Annotated in this window: 22 protein-coding genes; 10 read left to right on the top strand and 12 right to left on the bottom strand. The window is 41.0% G+C overall.

Annotated features, from left to right (window positions below; genetic code table 11):
• Positions 1-85 precede the first annotated feature (85 nt).
• A complete protein-coding gene (locus LCM10_RS01755; RefSeq protein WP_224874145.1) occupies positions 86-1,132 on the bottom strand; it encodes a M14 family metallopeptidase in 1,047 nt (348 codons plus the stop codon).
• 315 nt (positions 1,133-1,447) lie between these two features.
• On the bottom strand, positions 1,448-2,917 hold the full coding sequence (locus LCM10_RS01750; RefSeq protein WP_224874143.1) for an esterase/lipase family protein: 1,470 nt from the start codon (positions 2,915-2,917) through the stop codon (positions 1,448-1,450).
• A 223-nt stretch (positions 2,918-3,140) separates the two neighbouring features.
• Here LCM10_RS01750 and LCM10_RS01745 point away from each other — a divergent pair, with 223 nt between their 5' ends.
• From LCM10_RS01745 to LCM10_RS01735, 3 genes are all read left to right on the top strand, one after another.
• Positions 3,141-3,449: a PadR family transcriptional regulator gene (locus LCM10_RS01745; RefSeq protein ID WP_224874142.1), complete on the top strand. Its 309-nt coding sequence runs from the start codon at positions 3,141-3,143 to the stop codon at positions 3,447-3,449.
• Between the two features lie 18 nt (positions 3,450-3,467).
• Complete coding sequence (gene chrA / locus LCM10_RS01740) at positions 3,468-4,655, top strand: chromate efflux transporter (RefSeq protein ID WP_224874140.1); 1,188 nt, start codon at positions 3,468-3,470, stop codon at positions 4,653-4,655.
• Between the two features lie 98 nt (positions 4,656-4,753).
• Positions 4,754-5,221, top strand: a complete 468-nt coding sequence (locus LCM10_RS01735) for a hypothetical protein (RefSeq protein ID WP_224874138.1) — start codon at positions 4,754-4,756, stop codon at positions 5,219-5,221.
• 35 nt (positions 5,222-5,256) lie between these two features.
• Here LCM10_RS01735 and pssA read toward each other — a convergent pair whose 3' ends face one another.
• Positions 5,257-5,940 (bottom strand): CDP-diacylglycerol--serine O-phosphatidyltransferase, encoded by a 684-nt coding sequence (gene pssA / locus LCM10_RS01730; RefSeq protein WP_224874136.1) that lies wholly within the window; start codon positions 5,938-5,940, stop codon positions 5,257-5,259.
• A gap of 194 nt (positions 5,941-6,134) precedes the next feature.
• On the opposite strand from pssA, the gene LCM10_RS01725 reads away from it, so the two are divergent.
• The 4 genes from LCM10_RS01725 to LCM10_RS01710 all read left to right on the top strand — a co-directional run bounded on the left by LCM10_RS01725 (position 6,135) and on the right by LCM10_RS01710 (position 8,092).
• A complete protein-coding gene (locus tag LCM10_RS01725; protein ID WP_318247460.1) occupies positions 6,135-6,608 on the top strand; it encodes a DUF2062 domain-containing protein in 474 nt (157 codons plus the stop codon).
• Between the two features lie 96 nt (positions 6,609-6,704).
• Positions 6,705-6,926, top strand: coding sequence for a hypothetical protein (locus LCM10_RS01720; RefSeq protein WP_224874132.1), 222 nt, complete (start codon positions 6,705-6,707; stop codon positions 6,924-6,926).
• 186 nt (positions 6,927-7,112) lie between these two features.
• Positions 7,113-7,442, top strand: a complete 330-nt coding sequence (locus LCM10_RS01715; protein WP_224874130.1) for an NIPSNAP family protein — start codon at positions 7,113-7,115, stop codon at positions 7,440-7,442.
• Positions 7,439-8,092, top strand: a complete 654-nt coding sequence (locus tag LCM10_RS01710) for a YdcF family protein (RefSeq protein WP_224874128.1) — start codon at positions 7,439-7,441, stop codon at positions 8,090-8,092. The genes LCM10_RS01715 and LCM10_RS01710 overlap by 4 nt, the downstream gene beginning before the upstream one ends.
• Before the next feature lie 51 nt (positions 8,093-8,143).
• Here the strand turns inward: LCM10_RS01710 and LCM10_RS01705 are convergent, their stop codons facing one another.
• Entirely contained in the window at positions 8,144-9,001 is an 858-nt protein-coding gene (locus LCM10_RS01705; RefSeq protein ID WP_224875569.1) for a YitT family protein, read from the bottom strand.
• A gap of 258 nt (positions 9,002-9,259) precedes the next feature.
• Between LCM10_RS01705 and LCM10_RS01700 the strand changes: the two genes are divergently transcribed.
• Positions 9,260-10,504, top strand: a complete 1,245-nt coding sequence (locus tag LCM10_RS01700; RefSeq protein WP_224874126.1) for an ATP-binding protein — start codon at positions 9,260-9,262, stop codon at positions 10,502-10,504.
• An 89-nt stretch (positions 10,505-10,593) separates the two neighbouring features.
• On the opposite strand, the gene LCM10_RS01695 is transcribed toward LCM10_RS01700, so the two are convergent.
• The 6 genes from LCM10_RS01695 to LCM10_RS01670 all read right to left on the bottom strand — a co-directional run bounded on the left by LCM10_RS01695 (position 10,594) and on the right by LCM10_RS01670 (position 15,724).
• The gene (locus LCM10_RS01695) at positions 10,594-12,423 is read right to left on the bottom strand and encodes an LTA synthase family protein (RefSeq protein ID WP_224874124.1); all 1,830 of its coding nucleotides are present in this window, start codon (positions 12,421-12,423) and stop codon (positions 10,594-10,596) included.
• A 21-nt stretch (positions 12,424-12,444) separates the two neighbouring features.
• On the bottom strand, positions 12,445-12,894 hold the full coding sequence (locus LCM10_RS01690; RefSeq protein WP_224874123.1) for a hypothetical protein: 450 nt from the start codon (positions 12,892-12,894) through the stop codon (positions 12,445-12,447).
• A gap of 23 nt (positions 12,895-12,917) precedes the next feature.
• The gene (locus LCM10_RS01685; RefSeq protein WP_224874121.1) at positions 12,918-13,475 is read right to left on the bottom strand and encodes a glycerol-3-phosphate acyltransferase; all 558 of its coding nucleotides are present in this window, start codon (positions 13,473-13,475) and stop codon (positions 12,918-12,920) included.
• A 72-nt stretch (positions 13,476-13,547) separates the two neighbouring features.
• A complete protein-coding gene (locus LCM10_RS01680; RefSeq protein WP_224874119.1) occupies positions 13,548-14,261 on the bottom strand; it encodes a TIGR02206 family membrane protein in 714 nt (237 codons plus the stop codon).
• Between the two features lie 188 nt (positions 14,262-14,449).
• On the bottom strand, positions 14,450-15,247 hold the full coding sequence (locus tag LCM10_RS01675) for an alpha/beta fold hydrolase (protein WP_224874117.1): 798 nt from the start codon (positions 15,245-15,247) through the stop codon (positions 14,450-14,452).
• Between the two features lie 180 nt (positions 15,248-15,427).
• Complete coding sequence (locus LCM10_RS01670; RefSeq protein ID WP_224874115.1) at positions 15,428-15,724, bottom strand: TIGR04104 family putative zinc finger protein; 297 nt, start codon at positions 15,722-15,724, stop codon at positions 15,428-15,430.
• A gap of 323 nt (positions 15,725-16,047) precedes the next feature.
• Between LCM10_RS01670 and LCM10_RS01665 the strand changes: the two genes are divergently transcribed.
• Entirely contained in the window at positions 16,048-16,824 is a 777-nt protein-coding gene (locus LCM10_RS01665) for an MBL fold metallo-hydrolase (protein WP_224874113.1), read from the top strand.
• A 37-nt stretch (positions 16,825-16,861) separates the two neighbouring features.
• On the opposite strand, the gene LCM10_RS01660 is transcribed toward LCM10_RS01665, so the two are convergent.
• Complete coding sequence (locus LCM10_RS01660) at positions 16,862-17,464, bottom strand: YitT family protein (protein WP_224874111.1); 603 nt, start codon at positions 17,462-17,464, stop codon at positions 16,862-16,864.
• Positions 17,465-17,705: 241 nt separating this feature from the next.
• Here LCM10_RS01660 and LCM10_RS01655 point away from each other — a divergent pair, with 241 nt between their 5' ends.
• Positions 17,706-18,632, top strand: a complete 927-nt coding sequence (locus tag LCM10_RS01655; protein ID WP_224874109.1) for a hypothetical protein — start codon at positions 17,706-17,708, stop codon at positions 18,630-18,632.
• Positions 18,633-18,710: 78 nt separating this feature from the next.
• Here the strand turns inward: LCM10_RS01655 and LCM10_RS01650 are convergent, their stop codons facing one another.
• Positions 18,711-19,325 carry an alpha/beta hydrolase gene (locus LCM10_RS01650; RefSeq protein ID WP_224874107.1) on the bottom strand — a complete coding sequence of 205 codons (615 nt, stop codon included), beginning with the start codon at positions 19,323-19,325 and terminating at the stop codon, positions 18,711-18,713.
• Positions 19,326-19,346: the final 21 nt, after the last annotated feature.

Raw genomic sequence — 19,346 nt, 5'->3', positions numbered from 1 at the left:
CTTGTTAAAAAATCCCTATCTATCGTGAAGCTTAATCGAAAAACAAAAAGCGAGCGACCCTGGATTGAATCGCACGCTTTTTCATTTAATCCTCGCTATGATTATAAGAGCTTTCAGGCAAAGTATCCCAGAATGAAGTGTCTGCTTCATCAATTGACCCATCAGCGATTGCTTCCGCGGTCGCTTCCATCCCGATCACGGCTTGTTTGATCAAGTAGCCGTTGCTTTTTTGGCCAAGAACATAATCTTCACGATAATGATCTGCCATTCCCCTCATTTCAAACAACAGTGTCGCTATCCCATATTCGGCCGCCAACCCGTTTCTGGAAATCGTCTGGGCGGATCCGCCGATATATTTCGACAGCGTCCCGAATCCTCTGCTTTCCACTGTGTTGTAAAGGACCGCCCCAAGCTTTTTGGACTTTTCTACGACAGCCGGGTCCACTTCTTCATTCGTTGGATAAAGAATTGATCCCGAAACTAGTTCGTCTGAATCACCAAGTGTGGTCACCGCACCTTGGTGATGGAGGTCAATCATGTAATCCGGTGAGTACCTCTTCAGCACATTTTCGTGAAGCGCCAACGTTTCTGGCTGTTCCCGGTCCACATGGTCACGGTTCAAATCCACTCCATTGGCATTATAGCGGGTATGAGTCCCAGACACATAATCTTCAAGTGAAAAGGTCACATCCCCTTCCGCCCCATCGACATTCAAGCGGGGTGCAACCAGGATGTTTACATTGTCTAATAGCTCTTTGACTTCATGAGAGCCTGAGGTCAGATGTTGAATGAATGTCAAAGCTCCTTCTGTCGTAAGGGTTTCATTTCCATGTTGTTGGGTTAAGTATAAAATGGTCGGATTGTTTTCATCCGTCCCGAACTTTGCAAGAAAAAGGTCCCTACCTTTAACAGATTGCCCATATACTTCAAGTGAAAGTGCATCTGACTTTTGGTCAAGCCGCTCGAGAAGCTTGACCATTTCATCGTAACTGTGAAGGCGCTCATTTTTGATTGTTTCGTTACCGTTAAAATCCGGCCCATCAGCTATAACGGGGGACATCGGCAATGCCATCGCAACTCCGGATGCCAACAAAACCCCCGATACAGTCCCTTTCATCCATTTATTAATCATATGTATCCCTCCCAATTGTTTCGGTACACTAAATTCATTTGATCTTTACTTGAAGAAATCCTACTCTTTACGTAAAAACGAAACAATAGTACCGTTATCAAAGGGGGTACCCCTGTCATATCACTCATAAATCAGGAGAGGGCAGTACGAAAGACAGGACAAAAGTTCAGGGCTTTCTTCGCTAATTGGACTTTCACACTTTAATGAGCTGACCTTAACAACTCACGACACCTTCCTCACCCTACTTGTGATCGCGGTAGGATAAAAAAAATGAAGCCCAATAAATTGAGCTTCAACTCTGTCATCCTAGCAGGCTTAATAAATCTTCCCTTTGTCATCTACATAAATCGTTTTAAGAATCGTCCTATTAAACTTCTCACCTGCATTTTTCCCTTCAACATCAATCGTCACGTTGTATACGCCCTCACCAAGTTCCGGCAGGGTAAATGTTGAGCCTTTCAGCTTGATTTTTCCTTTTTTCAGCTTGCCATCCTTGTAATAATCAATGGTCGTATCCGTTTTAAATGTAATTTGACCTTTTTTCTTCTTCACACTTATATCATCTCCGGTAACGCTTACGTCCAATGAGTTGTTCGTTTCACTTTCATACGTCACATTTAAGAGATAATGTTCTCCACCGCTTGCCTTAGACTGGACCTCCCAATCCCCTGCTTTCGGAGAAGGTATCGTGACGCTATGATGGTATGCGCCATTGAAGAATCCGGATTCATCGGCTACTGATTCAGTTATAGTGGACTTCATACCATCAGGATTCTTAAGGGTAAGGGATGTGGCACTCTGATCGCTGATCCAATCGATTGTCACTTCTTCGGTTCCTTTCTCTACAGTGAATCCTTCAAGGACTTCCCCTTTGTGATCTCCACCCCTGATATAGGATGAAGCTGCCTCAGTTTCAGGAGGGGTGCTTTGAATACTGTATAACGTGTTTGAAGGAGTACTTTCATTCAAGTAATTTTTAAACAGACTGAACGTGGCTGATCCTTCTTTTATTTTATAGTGATCCCATGCTCCTGTGCTTAAATGAGTTGCATACGGCAATCGGGCACTACTGACGGTAACTGCTCCATCATTGCTTCCGTAACCGCTTAAATATAAACCTCCCCAATACAGCGAGCTCCCGAAGCTTCCCCACTTTGTACCCGCGAAGGTATAGAATGGAACCCTTGAAACATTGGTGTGAGAGTCCGTTAGTTCCCGGAAATAACTCATATAACCAGTTTGCAGAGAATAAGTAGCGTCATTTTTACTGCCGAGTATGCCTGCAAGCCAGCCGGCCCAACTACTATAGGCAAGGTCTGCAAGCTGTGACCCTTTGTGGGGGGAAGAAAGGGTGATGACCCTTTCTACATATGGATAAGCACCATCATGTACGAGCGCTGATTGCGTATCGATACCGCCTTTACTGTGGGCGACAATCACCACTTTTTCTCCGAAGTAATTGTAGATATCCCGGATCTTCCCTGCAAGTAAAGCTCCATTATCCCACATTGATTTCGTCGGATAGAGATCTATGAATGCCGTTTCATAGCCATTTTGATAGGCCGTATCGTACATATTATTTTCGTTCCACCACGTATTGGAGGAAGAATTCAGCCCATGAACAAATAATACCGGATGTTTATCCGGAGCTACATTACTTGGCGTCGTCCCTACATACCACTGCCCCGGTTCACCTGGCGGATCTCCCTTTCCGAAATCGCCAGCCAGCGCGAAAGATGGGAACATGATGAATAGTGAAAGGACCATCAACCATACTTTCTTCAATAACCTCTCCCCTTTACCAATAAAATAAAACCTATAAAGTATACGGTGAACGAATTCGAATAGTACAAATATTCCAATAATTGGTCAAAAAGAACTAGTCAATCTCCTGTGAACAATTTTTCATTGTATACAGCTTAAATTCAATGGTATACTCCACGTATTCGAACTCCGATATCGAATTCCGATATCGGAGTTCGAATACGATTGGAGAGGTGATCTTTCAATGGAAGACAAAGTACTCAGAAAGTTATTCTTAGGGTTCATTCACATCCATATCCTACACCATGCAGCGGAGGAACCGATCTTTGGCTCATGGATGCTTGAAGAATTAAAGGAGCATGGATATAACATAAGTTCGGGTACACTTTACCCTATGCTTCATTCCATGGAAGCTGACGGTCTCCTCGAGAAGCAGGAGCGGTTGGTTGAAGGCAAAATCCGTAAATACTATCGAACGACCCCAAGAGGAAATGAAATCCTCAAGGAATCACGCAAGAAAGCTTATGAACTGTTTAAGGAAATAAATGAGTAATGTAAAGAAGGTGAAAAATTGGAAAAGACATCGATCTCACAAAACATTAAGACTCTTATTGAAATTCTTTTCGTGTCAATGAGGTTGGGGCTCACATCATTCGGAGGACCAGTTGCCCACTTGGGGTACTTCCACGAAGAGTACATAAGAAGGAGAAAATGGCTGGATGAAAAAGGTTATGCAGATTTGGTCGCACTATGTCAATTCTTACCTGGACCAGCAAGCAGTCAGGTCGGGATTGGAATTGGCGTTATACGTGGGGGTATATTAGGAGGGATTACCTCTTTTATCGGGTTTACCCTACCTAGTGTCATTATTCTTATACTGTTTGCCTTGATGCTGCGCGAATTCGAAATCATGGATTCAGGATGGATCCATGGATTGAAAATCGTTGCCGTGGCGGTTGTTGCTCACGCCATCATGGGTATGGCGGTAAAGTTAACACCTGATCTAAAACGTAAAGCAATCGCACTGATCACATTGGGTACCATCTTACTCTGGCAAACCGCGTTCACACAGGTGGGCGTCATTCTTGCAGCTGCTTTGATAGGTTTTATTCTTTTCAAAAATCAAGAATCAGAACAGCATTCCAGTCTTCCGTTCCCTCTTTCAAAGAAATTTGCTTTCAGCTGTATCATGTTATTCTTCGGTTTGCTGGTCCTGCTACCGCTCTTAAGGGAATTCACTTCCATAGAATGGATTGCGATCATTGACAGCTTTTACCGAACAGGAGCATTGGTATTCGGAGGTGGCCATGTTGTCCTACCTCTCCTTGAGCGTGAATTTGTGCCGACCGGGTGGCTTTCTGAACAAGCCTTCCTTGCCGGGTATGGCGCAGCTCAAGCGGTACCAGGACCGTTATTTACCTTTGCAGCATATATCGGCGCGGTAATCGGCGGCATCAAGGGAGGGTTACTTGCCACATTCGCCATTTTCCTCCCTGCTTTTCTTCTCATTTTCGGCGCTCTGCCATTTTGGGATAGCTTGAGGCGAAACCCCAAAATCAGAGGAGCACTGATGGGAGTTAACGCAGCGGTTGTAGGGATCTTGATTGCAGCTTTTTATCAACCAATCTTCACAAGTTCAATCAATGCACCGATTGATTTTGCTCTTGCGGCATTGCTATTCAGCCTACTCTCATACTGGAAACTCCCTCCATGGATCGTTGTCGTCATCGGATCAATCGGCGGGCTATTCATTACATGAAAAACACCGTGCTTTCGGTGTTTTTTATGTTTACAGGAATACTAAGCTCTCCTTTTCCGAACAATAAAGTGTATCAAACAAAAACAGGAGTTTTGAAAATGACTGCGAAAGTTTTATTGTTTATCGGTTTCCTGCTCCCTTGGTTCAGTCTATATTTCGCAAAAGCTGATACAATCAGACGATTCATGCCTGTCACGATCTTCACCAGCCTGCTGATGACCATCGTTTTTCAGATTGCTTATACATATGGTTGGTGGGAAATCCACGAATATATTGTACCCTGGGGTTACATGATCGACGTAAGCTTTGCTTATGGAGTATTTTCTGTGGGTACGTTTTGGATATTCCGGTTCACTTCTCATCATTTCCCGTTATATATCCTGATCAACTTCATCATGGATGCCTTTATGTGCTTTGCAGCTCTTCCATTGCTAGATGTACTAGGGATTGCAAATTATAAAAACATCACTCCATGGCAGTACTTACTTGTCATCTTTGGCATCTCGTTTGTCATCTATTTTTACCATAAATGGCAGGAGAAACTATTCAAACCTTCCGTGGATTAAAAAAAAGCATTGGGTATCCAATGCTTTTCCTTTGATTAATGTTTCCCTCTCTTAATGAAACGATAGGCTACATAGGCAAAGTATAAAGGTGCGGCAATATAGATCAGATAAGGGAACTGTTCATAAGTTCCTTTATAGATCACATATAAGAGCGCACCTATGAATAGCGTCACAATCGTCCCATACTTCGGTAAAGGTATCTCTTTGAAACTCGGGATGCGAATTCTGCTCACCATCAAAAAGCACATTGCCGTAAAGATGACAGAAGTAACGATGTTCGGGATCCTATCCCCGAAAAGAGTCAAAATCGCAAGTATCCCACCGGCTGCGGTAATTGGTACACCAATGAAATACTGCAGCGAGGCTTTCGGTGGACTCGTATTGAAGCGCGCCAACCTGTAAGCACCGAACAGTGGTAAAAGCCCGGCAACAAAAAATCCCAATAAGCCATATTGGTAGAATGAAGTGTAATAGACAAGGAATGATGGCGCAACCCCGAATGTGACGATATCAGCCAAAGAATCAAGCTCTTTCCCAAGGCTGCTGTCAGCATCGAGCATCCTTGCCAACCTGCCATCCATACTATCAAGCATCATCCCTATAATAATCAGCACAGCAGCGTTTTTGAATTGCCCGTTTGCAGCAAAACCTATGGATAAAAACCCACAATATAAGTTGCCCAAAGTCAGGGCATTTGGTATTTTCTTCTTCAATTTCATATGTAATCTCCAGTCTTAACTAATCATAATTATAGAATACCATGTTTTTCTCATTCATAAAGGAGAATGAGTAAATTTTTTACCAAAGATTATCGGGTGGAAGGGATGAAGAAATAAATTGTGCGGAAATCGTTTACAAACCCAGTCATTCATAATAAGATTTTCTTTAGACATTCGAAGTAGTTGGTGAGAACATGATTAAAAGGAATATGAGAAATTTAAAATGTTTAACATTGAAACTCTTGAGGTTGAAAGATAATTCTCATAGGATTTCATTAGGGTTTACGCTGGGTCTAATGGTCAATTTTGTTCCCTCTTTCGGGATCGGTCCCATCTTATCCACCGTAATTGCAACTCTATTCAGAGGAAACCCTTACGCCGGTCTTGTCGGAGGAATCTCCATGATTTGGGCGTTCCCTCTTTTCTTCTATTTGAATTACCTGATCGGAAACCTGCTTTTTCCAGTAGGTGTGACACATGCAAGCACTTTTTCCCTTACTGCACATTCTGTTCCCCACTCTGCTTTTGAAATCGGGAAAGCTTTCATAGCCGGAATGATGATCAATGTGGCGTTTTTCGGAATGATCGTCTATAAACTTATGGACACCCTTATGAAAAAGCATCGTCGGTCTATCCTTTCATATGTACATAATAAGTGGAATGTTTGAGTCACCATATGTACTGGCCTCCGATTATTTGTTATAATTTTACTAATAAGAACGATCATTGGTATTTAGAGGACACTCGTATAAGGAGGTAAAAGAATGACTGGCACGATTGCTGTTATCATGATTTTTTCCATTCCTATCATCGCTATATTAACAGATCATTTCCATAAACAATCCAAAGTGAAACAAAAAATGCTGGAAGATGAACTGAAGCTTGAACAGCTGAAGCATGAAAACTTTGTCATTGAAACTGAAAAAATGAAGCTGGAACTTCAGCACATGAACAAGAATGACAAGAACACTCCCCATATATTGTAAAGGCTACCCTTTACTCATGAAAAAGTCCGCTGAAATGCGGGCTTTTTTGTATTAGAAAAGATTCTTCAATCAGGACTGCATAATCATTACACCCAAGAATAAAACGGAAGAAAAAAGAATAAAATTTAAAATTTTATTGAATAAAACGGAATAAACATGTAGTATAGGATCCAAAGGAGGAATAATATGGTATATAGAGTCCGAACATATCGGATAAACCCACAACAGCTGGAACGGTTCACCACATACTTCCACGAATATTTGCTCCCAAACCAAATCCGTTTTGGTTCAAGGCTTATCGGGAGATGGGTGAATGAAAGTAAAACATCGATCACCGCCATTTGGTTATACGAAAACAAGAACCAATATCATGAAATCGAGAATAAGATCAAACGAACAAACTTGCACAAACAGGCACAACAAAGAAAAAAGGATTTGGAACCCCTATTTTTATCCACTCACCAGGAATTTTGGGAAATGACCGGACCCTATAAAGATTCAGGAGGAGAACAATGAAACCAATCATTCAAAAAGAGATTGACATGCCCGAACTTACAACCAATCAAATCAATACCGTCACAGAGCTTACGTTTGGTAAAAAGGAAGATGCCAAGGTTTGCGATGCGATTTTCGTTTTTGCCGGCACACATCCCGGCCACTGGGAAAAGGCAATTGAGGCGTATGACCTAGGGCTTGCACCGAAGATCATCGTAACAGGGGGAAGAAGCCTGACAGGTCATGCGCACCCGGATTGGACAGGGAGAACATCGCAAACATTAACGGAAGCTTCCGTCATTATTTCCAACCTGATTCAAGGTGGGATTCCAGAAGAAATCATTGAATACGAAGACCAATCAACAAACTCATTGGAAAATGTCTTGTATGCAAAAGCACTAGTTGACTTTTCCATTACAAGATCCTTACTTATTATCTGTAAAGGCCATGCAGCCGGCAGGCAGATCAGAACCCTCAAGAAGCACTTCCCTGAGGATAGTTCATACATACCTTATCCATTCGAAACAAGCTATGGGGATATCGTCATAAACCGGGACAATTGGATGGATTCCGAGGTAGGGAGGAAGAGGGTCTGGGGAGAATATCAACGGATCCTCCACTATGGTCTTCAAGGTCACCTTGTGGCCCCATCTGAAGGACAATTGATATAAAACTAAACAGTCCGGCATTTTACTAATGCCGGACTGTTCTTCATGAAGGATCTAGTGAATATCCATTTTCTTAAACCTTCCCCCTCTAACTTCAGCAATATCTGCAATCGCAAGAAATGCCGATGGATCATGCTCCATTACGATGTCCTTTAATTTCGCTTCTTCCAATCTGGTGATGACACAAAAGATGACTTTCTTATCATCCCCAGAGAAAGCACCTTCTCCTTTTAGGTATGTAACCCCTCTCCCCAATCGATGAAGGAGAGCATCACCAATCTGATTGTAATTCTCGCTTATGATCCATACAGACTTGGACTCATCCAGTCCTTTAATTGTAATATCAATCAATTTAAACGCTACATAATATGCGAGCAACGAATACATGGCTCTGTCCCAACTGAATACAAACCCAGCACTTGAAAGGATGAATAAATTAACGAACATAATGATTTCCCCGACCGAAAACGGAAGTTTCTTACTGGACAATATCGCCAGAATTTCTGTCCCATCCAGCGAACCCCCATACCTGATTACCATCCCGACACCTATTCCGAGGACGATTCCTCCAAATAGAGAGGCTAGAAGGATATCTTGAGTGAAAGCAGGAACTGAGTGCAGGAAGATGGTCGTGATTGAAAGGATGATGATTCCATAGAGGGTGGAGAACGCAAATGTCTTCCCTATTTGCTTATAGCCTATGAAGAAGAACGGGATATTGAGAAGGAAAATGAAGAAACCAAGCTTCATCCCTGTTAAATGGGAAAGAATAATTGAAACTCCCACAATACCGCCGTCGATAACATTATTCGGTACAAGGAAGATTTCCAATCCTATTCCCATAATAATGGCACCAGCCGTTATCAGGATCACCCTTTTCACGATTTCTTTCAGCGGAATCTTTCGGTGCATGACCTTAGGAATTTCAACTATTTCACTTTCACCCAAATCGTTTCCTCCTTTTTTTATACGTACTATATATATTTATATATTCTTCAAGACTAGGAAAATACCTGCTGAAAATGCTTTGAAAGGGGTGTGACATCTCACAAGTCTATACCTTATGAACACGATACGTTTCTATTAACACTTGTCAATTGGACTGGAATTTGGTATCTTATGAAGGTTTGGGACTATTATTTCTGGTTCAACTTATTATGGAGGCTCACGTTGATTACTCTCATTAAGACTTTATTGATTAATATTACGATTCTATTTTCTTTAACATACAATGCGAATGTCCTATTCCCATTTAAGGTGAAATCGATGCTGCGTGTGAAGCATAAGATTACTTATGGACTAATTGGTGCTTTCGGAGCGTTTCTATGCATGCTTTATCCAATTGAAACACTCGGAGCCACTCATTTTGACTTAAGGATGATCGCAATCCTGATCGTTACTCTATATGCAGGTTTGTTATCAGGCACCATGGTGCTCACTTTAGTCTTAATATACCGTCTCATCCTAGATGGCCCCTATGTGATAATCGGGATCATCGTCTCCATTCTCGCATTCGTTGTTGCGGTGGCATTCCGAAAAGTATTTCTCGCTTCATCGGCAAAGCTTATCTGGGCTTTGATGATCTTCATTGTCTATTTTTCTATTTATTTTGTCAGCATATATATCTATGTTCCTATCTTGAACACTGAGTTTTATTTTATCTATTTCAGCGTGTTCTGCCTTACATTCATTTCGATGATTTACATCATTGAGCACCTGATCCGTACAAATAAGCAGATAGAAGAAATGATGTATCTTGATAAATTGAATATGGCAGGACAAATGGCTGCATCCATTGCACATGAAATCCGAAATCCCCTTGCCACGGTAAGAGGTTTCATCCAACATCTTTCGGATGAAAGCGAAGATCAACAACTCAAAAAATACTCTCCTCTGATTCTTGCTGAATTAGATCGGACAAACAAAATCATAACGGATTATTTAAATGTTGCGAAACCTGGAACATTCCATCTCACCACCATTCACTTAGAGAATGTTCTCCAGGATTGCGTAGAGCTATTAAGGCCCTTTGCTTCCTACTCGAATGTTGCCATCTCTTATCACCCTTCAGGCAAGCATTGGATAACTGGAGATGAACAGCATTTGAAGCAAGCAATCATGAATGTGATCAAAAATGGGATTGAAGCCATCGAGGTAAAGGGTGAAGTGCATATCGAAACAAAAGAAATCATGTCTTCTAATCGAATCATGGTGACCATCTCTGATAATGGTAAAGGCATGACTCATGAAGAAATGAAGAAGATCGGCCTCCCCTTTTATACAACCAAATCCAAGGGTACGGGCCTTGGGAGCATGGTCACCAATAAGATCATCCGGGAAATGGACGGAATGATCGAATATGAAAGTGAAGAAAACAAGGGGACAAAAGTCAAAATTTCTTTTCCTATGATGTAAACTTAAAAGGATAAAAAAAAGGAGAGCGGATTTTGTCCCCGCTTTCCTTTTTTTTAATGCAATTATAAGTTTACATAATGATATTATCGTCATTCTATTAATCTTAATAAATCGCCAAATATGATGTCATCTGACATTCCAAGTTCTTTTCTTGCTATCTTTTGATATGGTTCGCATTTCTCAGCTGACGTTTGCTTTCCGTTTTTTCGACTGTAGCAAATGTTATCTTTTAAGAAGTATTTCTCCGTTACAAACTCTCCATCTCTAAAAATGACAGGATGATTTTCAACCCTCGCAAACAAATTATGACCGAAAGAAAGATTTTCATTTGATTCGATACCGAGTAAATGAAGAATGGTTGGCCGGATATCAATCTCTCCCCCTATGGTGTTGATCGTCTTTCCTTTCATTCCAGGTATGTGGATGATCAGAGGAACCTTTTGGAGTTTCAACTCATTCTTTGGTGAATCTTCCATATCCAGCAGGTCGAATACCCCACTCTCATATTTCTTAGAAATGCCATAATGATCACCATAAAGAATGATGATGGAATCCTCATAGATTCCGTTCTCCTTCAATCGCTCAAAGAAGCGCTTGATTGCCTCATCTTCATATCGCACCGTTGTTACATAACGATTCACAACATCCACATTCGTAGTCGCAGGAGGGATATATTGATCTTCTTCTTCCAATAAAAAAGGAAAATGGTTCGTAAGCGTGATGATTCGGGTGTAAAACGGCTGTGGAAGATTCTTCAAGTAAGAAATGGATTGCTCAAAAAAGGGAATATCCTTAATGCCATAGTTAATTGAATTATGATCTGTTACTTCATAATCCTTCTTCGAATAAAAACGATCGTATCCCAAGGAGTCATACATCTTATCGCGATTCCAGAATGAAGCGTCATTACCATGAAAAACAGCGGAGTAATACCCTCCTTTATCTTGTAAAATGCGAGGCATGCTTAAAAATTCATTATCCGGGTACCTCACAAAAACAGAGCCTCCTGACAATGGATACAGTCCGTTATCAATCATAAACTCTGAATCTGAAGTCTTTCCTTGCGCGGTCTGATCATATATTTGATTGAAATAATAACTATCTTTCACTAATGAATTCAGGAATGGCGTAACTTCACTACCCGCAATCTTTGAGTTGATGACAAAATTCTGGGTTGACTCCATGCTGACTAAGATGACATTCTTTCCTTCTGCTATACCGAAAAGGTCTGAATGGTCCTCCTTTTTGGATGTTGTATAATTAAGAGGTGTACTTGTATCAACTTTCGAAGCAACGATCGGATCAACATGGACTGCTAATGCATATACGCTATCGTAGACATGGTAATTAAATGGACCTATTGCCGTCACCATTTGTTCCCGGTCATACGATTCCTGAAATAAATAAGGTGCTTTAATAAGGCCGATCAGAATAGGCAATGTCAAGATGAGTAAGCTCATTGTTATGTATTTTACTTTTATATCGGATGGAATTGACATCATCCTTCTTTTATTCTTCAGATACCACCCTGCGAAAATCACATCCACGAAAAGCAATATGTCCCATGGACTCATCAATTCAAACGTACTGGGTCCGATTCCTCCTACGTTCTTGAATTGGAAGAGAATCGGAAGCGTAACATAGTCTGAATAAAATCGGTAGTAAAGTAAATCTGCATATAGTATACCGGTCAGAAACACAAAAATCAGGAATAATTTTAATGGTTTGATTGATTTCGCAAAATAAAAACTGAAACCAATTGCAATCATCAATGAACCTATGGGATTGATAAAAATCAGTAACGCATCAAGAAATGAATGAAGAGGAATATTGAATCCAACCACCATGACCATTACGGTTTTCAACCATAAAAGCAACAGTATGATTGCAATTTCGTTGGAATTTTTCAATTTGTGCATGTAATTGTCCATACTGCCCATTTATGAGTACCTGATTTCCAACTTCGGTTCAATTGCGCCTTTCAAGACTGACAAGGCTCCCAAAATATCATGGTGATATTCCATCAGTGAAAGTTGGATCCAGTTCCTTTCGTGAAGATAACCGTTCTCACAGCTGATCCCTACTCCTCTTCTTTTGCATAAATCACCGATTTCTTTTCTCGAGATAGTAGGCGGTAAGATGCATGCATCCAGGTCATCCATCTTATAATCAAGGGAAAAAGGTCTGTCTGCCCGTATTGAAATGATCCCCATAACCTCCTCTAGACGTTTTGCGATGATAGATGTATTGCCATGATGAAATCGAACCCTCAATCGACCACTTTCATTTTGAGAGATTTCTTCCACTACGGTTTGATCATTCAATTGTTCAATCTGATGGAACTCGTATGGACCATTTACAATCTTATATTTTAATGTACGATGACCCATGGTTGCACCCCCTCATGATGACATTATTTATTATGTGATAGTAAGACAATACCGAATAATAAAAAAAGCGTAAAAGTAGTAACCATTGAACCTTCCAACACCCCTGCTGCAATCGGGATGGATGCCATCGACACGAAGCCTGAAAAGGTATACCGTCGTGTGCAACCATAAGATGCCAGCATCATTAATGCGAATACAGCCATTGAGAGCGGCGATAGAAACAGAGCTGAGGAAAGGAAGACAACAACCCCTTTTCCCCCACGCAAGCCAAGCTGCATTGGGAATAAATGACCGAAGATGAGACCTATCGAACTTGCGGCCAAAAGCCATTCATCCCCTTTTCCTAGTAGTCGGACTACTGTCATGATGATGAAGACCTTTGAGGCATCGATCAATAATGTAAGGAAGAAACCTTTTTTCCCAAGAATCCTCCCTGCGTTCGTGGCACCGGCATTTCCGCTGCCAATCTTTCGTATATCCTTACCCGTATATAGCTTCACCACATAGTATGCGCCTGTAATGCTCCCTATTGAATAGGCGATCAACAGGACGGAAGACAACCCAATAAAGTAATGATACATGGAACCACCTTTGTGTCTATCATTCTTTCAAATGCCTAAATAATAGACGATTTAAAAATGAAAAAGTTTCATTTAATTCCATTTTCTTTCTAACTTGAAGACAATATATAATATGATAAAGAGAAAAAACGTAATTCCTTCAAGTGACAGTAAATACCAAGGATACTCTCCAAGATAATCAATCAGGCCCGGATTGACTGGTTTCCTGACAAGGAACATATAATTCGCGTCAAGGATCCTATCGACAACATAGACCATAGCGGCAATCACATTCAGAGCAAGGAAGGACTTGATTACTGTTGAAAAACGAACCGTAAACCCCTCTACCCACACCATATATAAACATGACAGAACAATGGCGGCATGGATTGAAAAGAATTGAAAAAACCGAATGTGGGGATACCCAAAAAATAATTCCGGCGTAATCATGGCAACGAAGGAGCCTGTCATACTTGAAAAAAATGCACACTCAAAAATAAATTGGTTCTTAAAGAGGAGCATGAAAATACATAAGTAAAGTGAGATCGAGCATAATTGCAACGGAAGATTAACCGTAAGTGACCAAGCTCCATTAATCACATACCATAATTGAAAATAGATCTCACCAATCATCAGTACTGTAACAAGCCCCCACTTCACCACTCCTCTTCCTACATCAGATAATCGTTTCCGATAAAAAAATAGAAGAAAAATCAAACAAACCATCAGAATAACCGCAATAATATGAGAAGCAGAAAACAACTCAAAAGGAAAATCTTCCGATTGAAAGTTCCAAATATCATTCATATGTATGTATCCCCCTCAAGACTATATTCTCGCTTAATTTCCAGTTTCCCTTTTTAATACAGATCAATCCTGTACAAACAAAAAAACGCCGACATTCTGACAAGGCAGAAGCCGGCGTTGAAGAATTAATTATTTACAATGGTATCCATCACTCGATGATCATGTCCGCTTATTCCATTCTTTTAGAATTATTGGACTTTCCGGAGTGACATTGTTTGCTGACGAATTAGAAAATCCAGTGCATGTTCGTTGAATTCTTTCGGTTTTTCAACATTGCACACATGTCCGCAATCGTCCAAAAATACTTTCTCTGCAGAACGATCTTCGCGCACATCCTTTTCAAGGGCTTTGACAAATAAATGGTCTTCCTTCCCAGATATGTATAGCTTCGGAATATGAGATGCGTGTTCTTGAACACGTTCATAAGTCGATTTCACAAATGGTGTCAATCGATACCAGCAAAGAAAGTCATGCCGGTTCATTTTTTTTGCTTCCCTGATAAATAGCTTTCGGGAAATGGCATGGTTATTCCTCGGCATCATGATATAGGCGAATATTTTATACAGCCACATGAATGGGATGAACGACTTTATCGTGTCTCCCAGTTTTAACAGTATCGATGCAAATGTTGTGAAACGAGTGATGCACCCTGCCATAACAGCACTCAACACACGTTCAGGATGACGTTGTAACAAGGCATGTATAAAGATCGATCCCAAGGAAACCCCAACGAAATGTGCCCGTTCTATCCCCAAATGATCAAGCACATTTAATACTTCGCGAATATTTAAATCAATGGAAAAGTCCTCTTCATAACTCTTCACACTTGGTGAATTTCCATGGCCAGGCAAATGAATCGTAATTACATTGAAATGCTTCTTGAATACATGAAGCTGTTTTCCAAATATAGTGGAGCTCCCACCGATGCCATGGAGGAATACAACATATTCCTTAAATTTATCTTGATGTATTTTATACTCCAGCATGTATTCTCTCCTTCAAAGCTCATAAATTGCTAATATGTCTACCGCTTTTGATACGGTTCTCTTCATCCTTATGTAAACAACCGAAATGAATATATTCATTGTATATCAACACTTCACGCTTTGATAGTGGAGATGTGTAGAAATTTCGAATTTTTTGTGTGCTGGCAGTCCGTACTGTTATTACTTTGTTTTCACTTCATATTTGACAAAGAAAGGCAGTACTAGGCTTATTAGAAAAGCGATGAAAACGATCAATCCGAACGTAATCGGTTTAGACAATCCCCAGTCAGGCGCAAACACCAATCCAAAGAATACTGATGGGAAAATGATGAGCAAGGATACCACATACTTGGAAGCGAAATTGATTGTGTGCTTTTTCCCACACTTTTTACACTCTATCGGCTTGTATGAACCCCAAATTGAAAATAACAATTCTTTCCATCCAAATGCATTTTTACACATTTGACACTTTTGCACAAAGTTCCCCCCTAAGATGACATTTTTCGTTTCTTCTATCATATCACACTAATGAGATATGAGAATATCAAGGACATGGAAAGCGTGCACCTAGAGCGCAAATCAACACATCGCTTCTTCTAAAATAAACAAAATTTGCGAATAGAGTATACTCAAAAGAATACTCCGCCTTGAACTCCAATCACCCGCTTGAGTCTGTATTATCACCTATATGTGTGAAAAGAGCCATTCCTCAAATGACCTATCGTACAGTCAGAAAGGATTTTCACCCTTTTGTTACGAATACTAATTAGTATCAAACTTTATTCAAAGGAAGTGCCGACTTGATCAAGACATTTAAATTAGTCAGGAGGGTCGCCGGTCTTAAAATGCACGTTTACATTACACAAGTGGATGATATCCTGATAGACACGGGCCCATATAGTTTACATAAACAGGTTCGAAGCCTGGTAGAGGACACCGCTTTCAAAAGAGTCATCCTTACCCATCATCACGAGGACCACACTGGAAATTGTGCATGGATTGAAGATCAACTGGGGATCCCTCAATGGATTCATCAAAAAGGGGTATCAGAATGTAAGGTTAATTCAACTCTTCCACTATACAGGTCGATTTTCTGGAGAAACAGAAAATCGTTCCAACCATATGAATTAAGATCGGAAGAAATGGTATATTCCAATGAGCATTCTTTAAAGGTCGTCCACACTCCGGGACATGCAGATGACCATATTGTGTTAATCGATGAAGAGAACGGATTCTGCCTAACTGGTGATCTGTATCTTTTCCATTCACCAACTTCCCATTTTTCATTCGAGTCAGTACCTGAATTGATACGCTCACTTCAAATTACATTGAAACACTCTTTCAAGGGGATTTATTGTTCTCACGGCGGGTACTTTCCGAATGGGAGAAGACTGTTGGAACGAAAGAGGGATTATTTAGAAAATCTTCAGCATGAAGTCATGACACAATATAAAAGCGGGCATTCCCCTAGAGAGATAAGGAAGATCTTATTCCCGGAGAATAAGCCCTTTCACTATCTTTCACTCTTTGAGAATTCACCGCAGCATACCATTAACTCAATCATACAAAGCACATGAAAAACGATGCCAATTCAACAGGGCATCGTTTCTCACCTTATGCTTTTTGATTCAAAACTGATTGCTTGATTTCAAGCGTGTAAATGAAATCGATGACTTTAGTTGCTATAAATTGACAGATAAGAGCATAAACAATAATGGTGAAGCCAATGATTATTCCCGTCAACAGAAGTAAGCTGGCATTGATGACAAAAAGTATACGCCCCGGGGATTTTCCACTTAGTTTAGAAATGATCAACGCAAGGATATCCATACCGCCAGATGACGCTCCAAGTTTGAATAAAATGCCAACACCGACACCGAATAAACCTGCACCTAAAAGGATATCGACGAATACGTTCGATACCGGTCCACTCATATTCGGACTGATCCATTCAATGGTCAAAGAGGTGATGGTGACACAAAGAATCGTCCAGAGTGCACTGGATTTCCCGAGCCACTTAACAGCCGCTGCCAAGAGAGCCGCATTCAAGACCCAGAGTGTAATCGAGAACGGGATATCCAAAAGGTCATTCATAAGGACACTCACGCTTGCCGCTCCCCCGGATGGGATGAAATGCGGAAAAAGGAATACGGCCATTGCCATACCCTGTATGGCAGATGCTATTGATAGGAAGAAAGATTTAATCATGGTATTCATCCGAGCAAAACTCCTATTTCTGAAGTGATTGATTATTCTAGTTTAGTAGTCTTTTACATACTCTGCAATGTGAAAATATACTTAAAGGCTATGAACGAATCAACTCGGTGAAAAAAGAGGACTTTTCGCATAAATTGGCTAATTTAGATAGAGTGGTATGTTAAATGATTGTTGAAGGGTGAGTGGATTCATTCTTGCCATTCGTTTAGGAAATACTTAAACACAAAGGGGTTTTTACTTTATGGTTTCACAATACAGCTGGGAAGCTGCACGGTCTTTTATCCTTTCACATGCACGTCCGCTTGAACAATCTCTTTTCTCTTACTATTTCGATGGAGGAGCGAAGGCGGATGCAGTGAATGAACTTTCATTTTTTCAAAATGAAGATGGGGGCTTCGGGAACAGCCTTGAACCTGATTTCAGGCTTGCTGCCTCCTCACCTATGGCAACGACGGTAGGCTTGCAAATAGCAAAGGAACTTGACTTACAAGCTGACCACCCGATTGTGGATAAGGCAATGAGCTATTTGGAATCCTCTTACGATTCCCATACAGAAACTTGGCATGCTGTTCCTGCTGAGGTCAATGATGTTCCACATGCGCCTTGGTGGCACTTTGATTCCGTAAAAGGAGTGTGCGGGGTTGAGTCGACATGGGCGAATCCAAATGCAGAAATCGTCGGGTACTTCCATCTTTATCGACCTACGAATCATAATGTAGGGAGGTGGACCAGAAAAGCCGTTAAGGAATTGGCATCGCTCCCGGATCCAATCGAGATGCATGATTTCCTTTGTTATTCCAGACTTCTACAATGTTTACCTCAATCCGAAATGAAACGCGAAATCCATGACAAGCTAATAAAATCAGTTCATGGACTCGTGTGTAAAGACCCTGAAAAATGGGATGAATACGTAACGAAACCATTGATGGTGGCTCCTTCCCCATCCTCACCTTTTTACACAGAGTTAAAGGATGAAGTGACGTTACAATTAGACGTGGAAATGAAAAAGCAGCATGATGACGGGTATTGGCAACCGAATTGGACCTGGTTTGGTCACTATGAAGACTCCTGGCCAAAGGCAGAACAAGAGTGGCGCGGCATCTTGACACTATCCATGCTTCGTTCCATTGATGCGTTCGAAAAAATAAAAAAACAGCAAACAAACTGAGATCCATTCAACGCTAATAAAAGTAATCGACATAATAATACCCCGGTTTGAAGTCGCTTCAACCGGGGTACACTCTATTTATCCTTGACTAAAATGCTTTTTGAACCACTCGCATGCAGCTTCCACTTCTTCCCTTCTCAGTTCATGGGCACCTTCAGTCCAATACTCTGAAATGTTGGAATTAGCGCTTGTTAGATCCTTGATCAATTCCTGCGTTTCTGCCATTGGAATAAGTGGATCGCTCTTGCCGGCCCCAATGAAAACAGGTACATCAGTCAAGTCCGGGATCTTCACTCCCCTGCGCGGGACCATTGCATGGAAAAGGATCGCTCCTTTTAATGCATGTTTCTCATGATACATCATGCTTGCCGCGATATTCGCCCCATTAGAATAGCCTATCGCCACTACGTTTTGGCGGTCGAACTCATATTCCCGGGCACATTCATCAATGAATCCCGTTAATTCCTTTGTCCTGAAGATCAAATCTTCTTCGTCGAATACCCCTTCCCTCAATCTGGCAAAGAAGCGAGCCATTCCATTTTCATCGACATTTCCTTTTACACTCAGAACAGAGGCTTCCGGGGCAATCATGCCTGCAAGAGGTAACAAATCCCTCTCATCGCCTCCTGTACCGTGCAATAATAATAAAGTAGGCAATTTATCATCCTTGCCTTTTTTGAAAATATGTTTCAAGAATCTCTCCTCCTAATCCTG

Source organism: Rossellomorea aquimaris, from assembly GCF_020171925.1.
Lineage (GTDB): Bacteria > Bacillota > Bacilli > Bacillales > Bacillaceae_B > Rossellomorea > Rossellomorea aquimaris_F.
The sequence above is the reverse complement of the archived record's forward strand: the minus strand, read 5'-3'. Positions and strand labels throughout refer to the sequence as shown.

Coding starts and splice junctions, on each gene's coding strand:
- LCM10_RS01710 (WP_224874128.1), top strand. CDS start 7,439: ATGAAACCAATCATTCAAAAAGAGATTGACATGCCCGAACTTACAACC.
- pssA (WP_224874136.1), bottom strand. CDS start 5,940: ATGAAATTGAAGAAGAAAATACCAAATGCCCTGACTTTGGGCAACTTA.
- LCM10_RS01735 (WP_224874138.1), top strand. CDS start 4,754: ATGACTGCGAAAGTTTTATTGTTTATCGGTTTCCTGCTCCCTTGGTTC.
- LCM10_RS01705 (WP_224875569.1), bottom strand. CDS start 9,001: ATGCACCGAAAGATTCCGCTGAAAGAAATCGTGAAAAGGGTGATCCTG.
- LCM10_RS01695 (WP_224874124.1), bottom strand. CDS start 12,423: ATGCACAAATTGAAAAATTCCAACGAAATTGCAATCATACTGTTGCTT.
- LCM10_RS01755 (WP_224874145.1), bottom strand. CDS start 1,132: ATGATTAATAAATGGATGAAAGGGACTGTATCGGGGGTTTTGTTGGCA.
- LCM10_RS01690 (WP_224874123.1), bottom strand. CDS start 12,894: ATGGGTCATCGTACATTAAAATATAAGATTGTAAATGGTCCATACGAG.
- LCM10_RS01675 (WP_224874117.1), bottom strand. CDS start 15,247: ATGCTGGAGTATAAAATACATCAAGATAAATTTAAGGAATATGTTGTA.
- LCM10_RS01660 (WP_224874111.1), bottom strand. CDS start 17,464: ATGAATACCATGATTAAATCTTTCTTCCTATCAATAGCATCTGCCATA.
- LCM10_RS01715 (WP_224874130.1), top strand. CDS start 7,113: ATGGTATATAGAGTCCGAACATATCGGATAAACCCACAACAGCTGGAA.
- LCM10_RS01745 (WP_224874142.1), top strand. CDS start 3,141: ATGGAAGACAAAGTACTCAGAAAGTTATTCTTAGGGTTCATTCACATC.
- LCM10_RS01725 (WP_318247460.1), top strand. CDS start 6,135: ATGATTAAAAGGAATATGAGAAATTTAAAATGTTTAACATTGAAACTC.
- LCM10_RS01720 (WP_224874132.1), top strand. CDS start 6,705: ATGACTGGCACGATTGCTGTTATCATGATTTTTTCCATTCCTATCATC.
- LCM10_RS01685 (WP_224874121.1), bottom strand. CDS start 13,475: ATGTATCATTACTTTATTGGGTTGTCTTCCGTCCTGTTGATCGCCTAT.
- LCM10_RS01680 (WP_224874119.1), bottom strand. CDS start 14,261: ATGAATGATATTTGGAACTTTCAATCGGAAGATTTTCCTTTTGAGTTG.
- LCM10_RS01655 (WP_224874109.1), top strand. CDS start 17,706: ATGGTTTCACAATACAGCTGGGAAGCTGCACGGTCTTTTATCCTTTCA.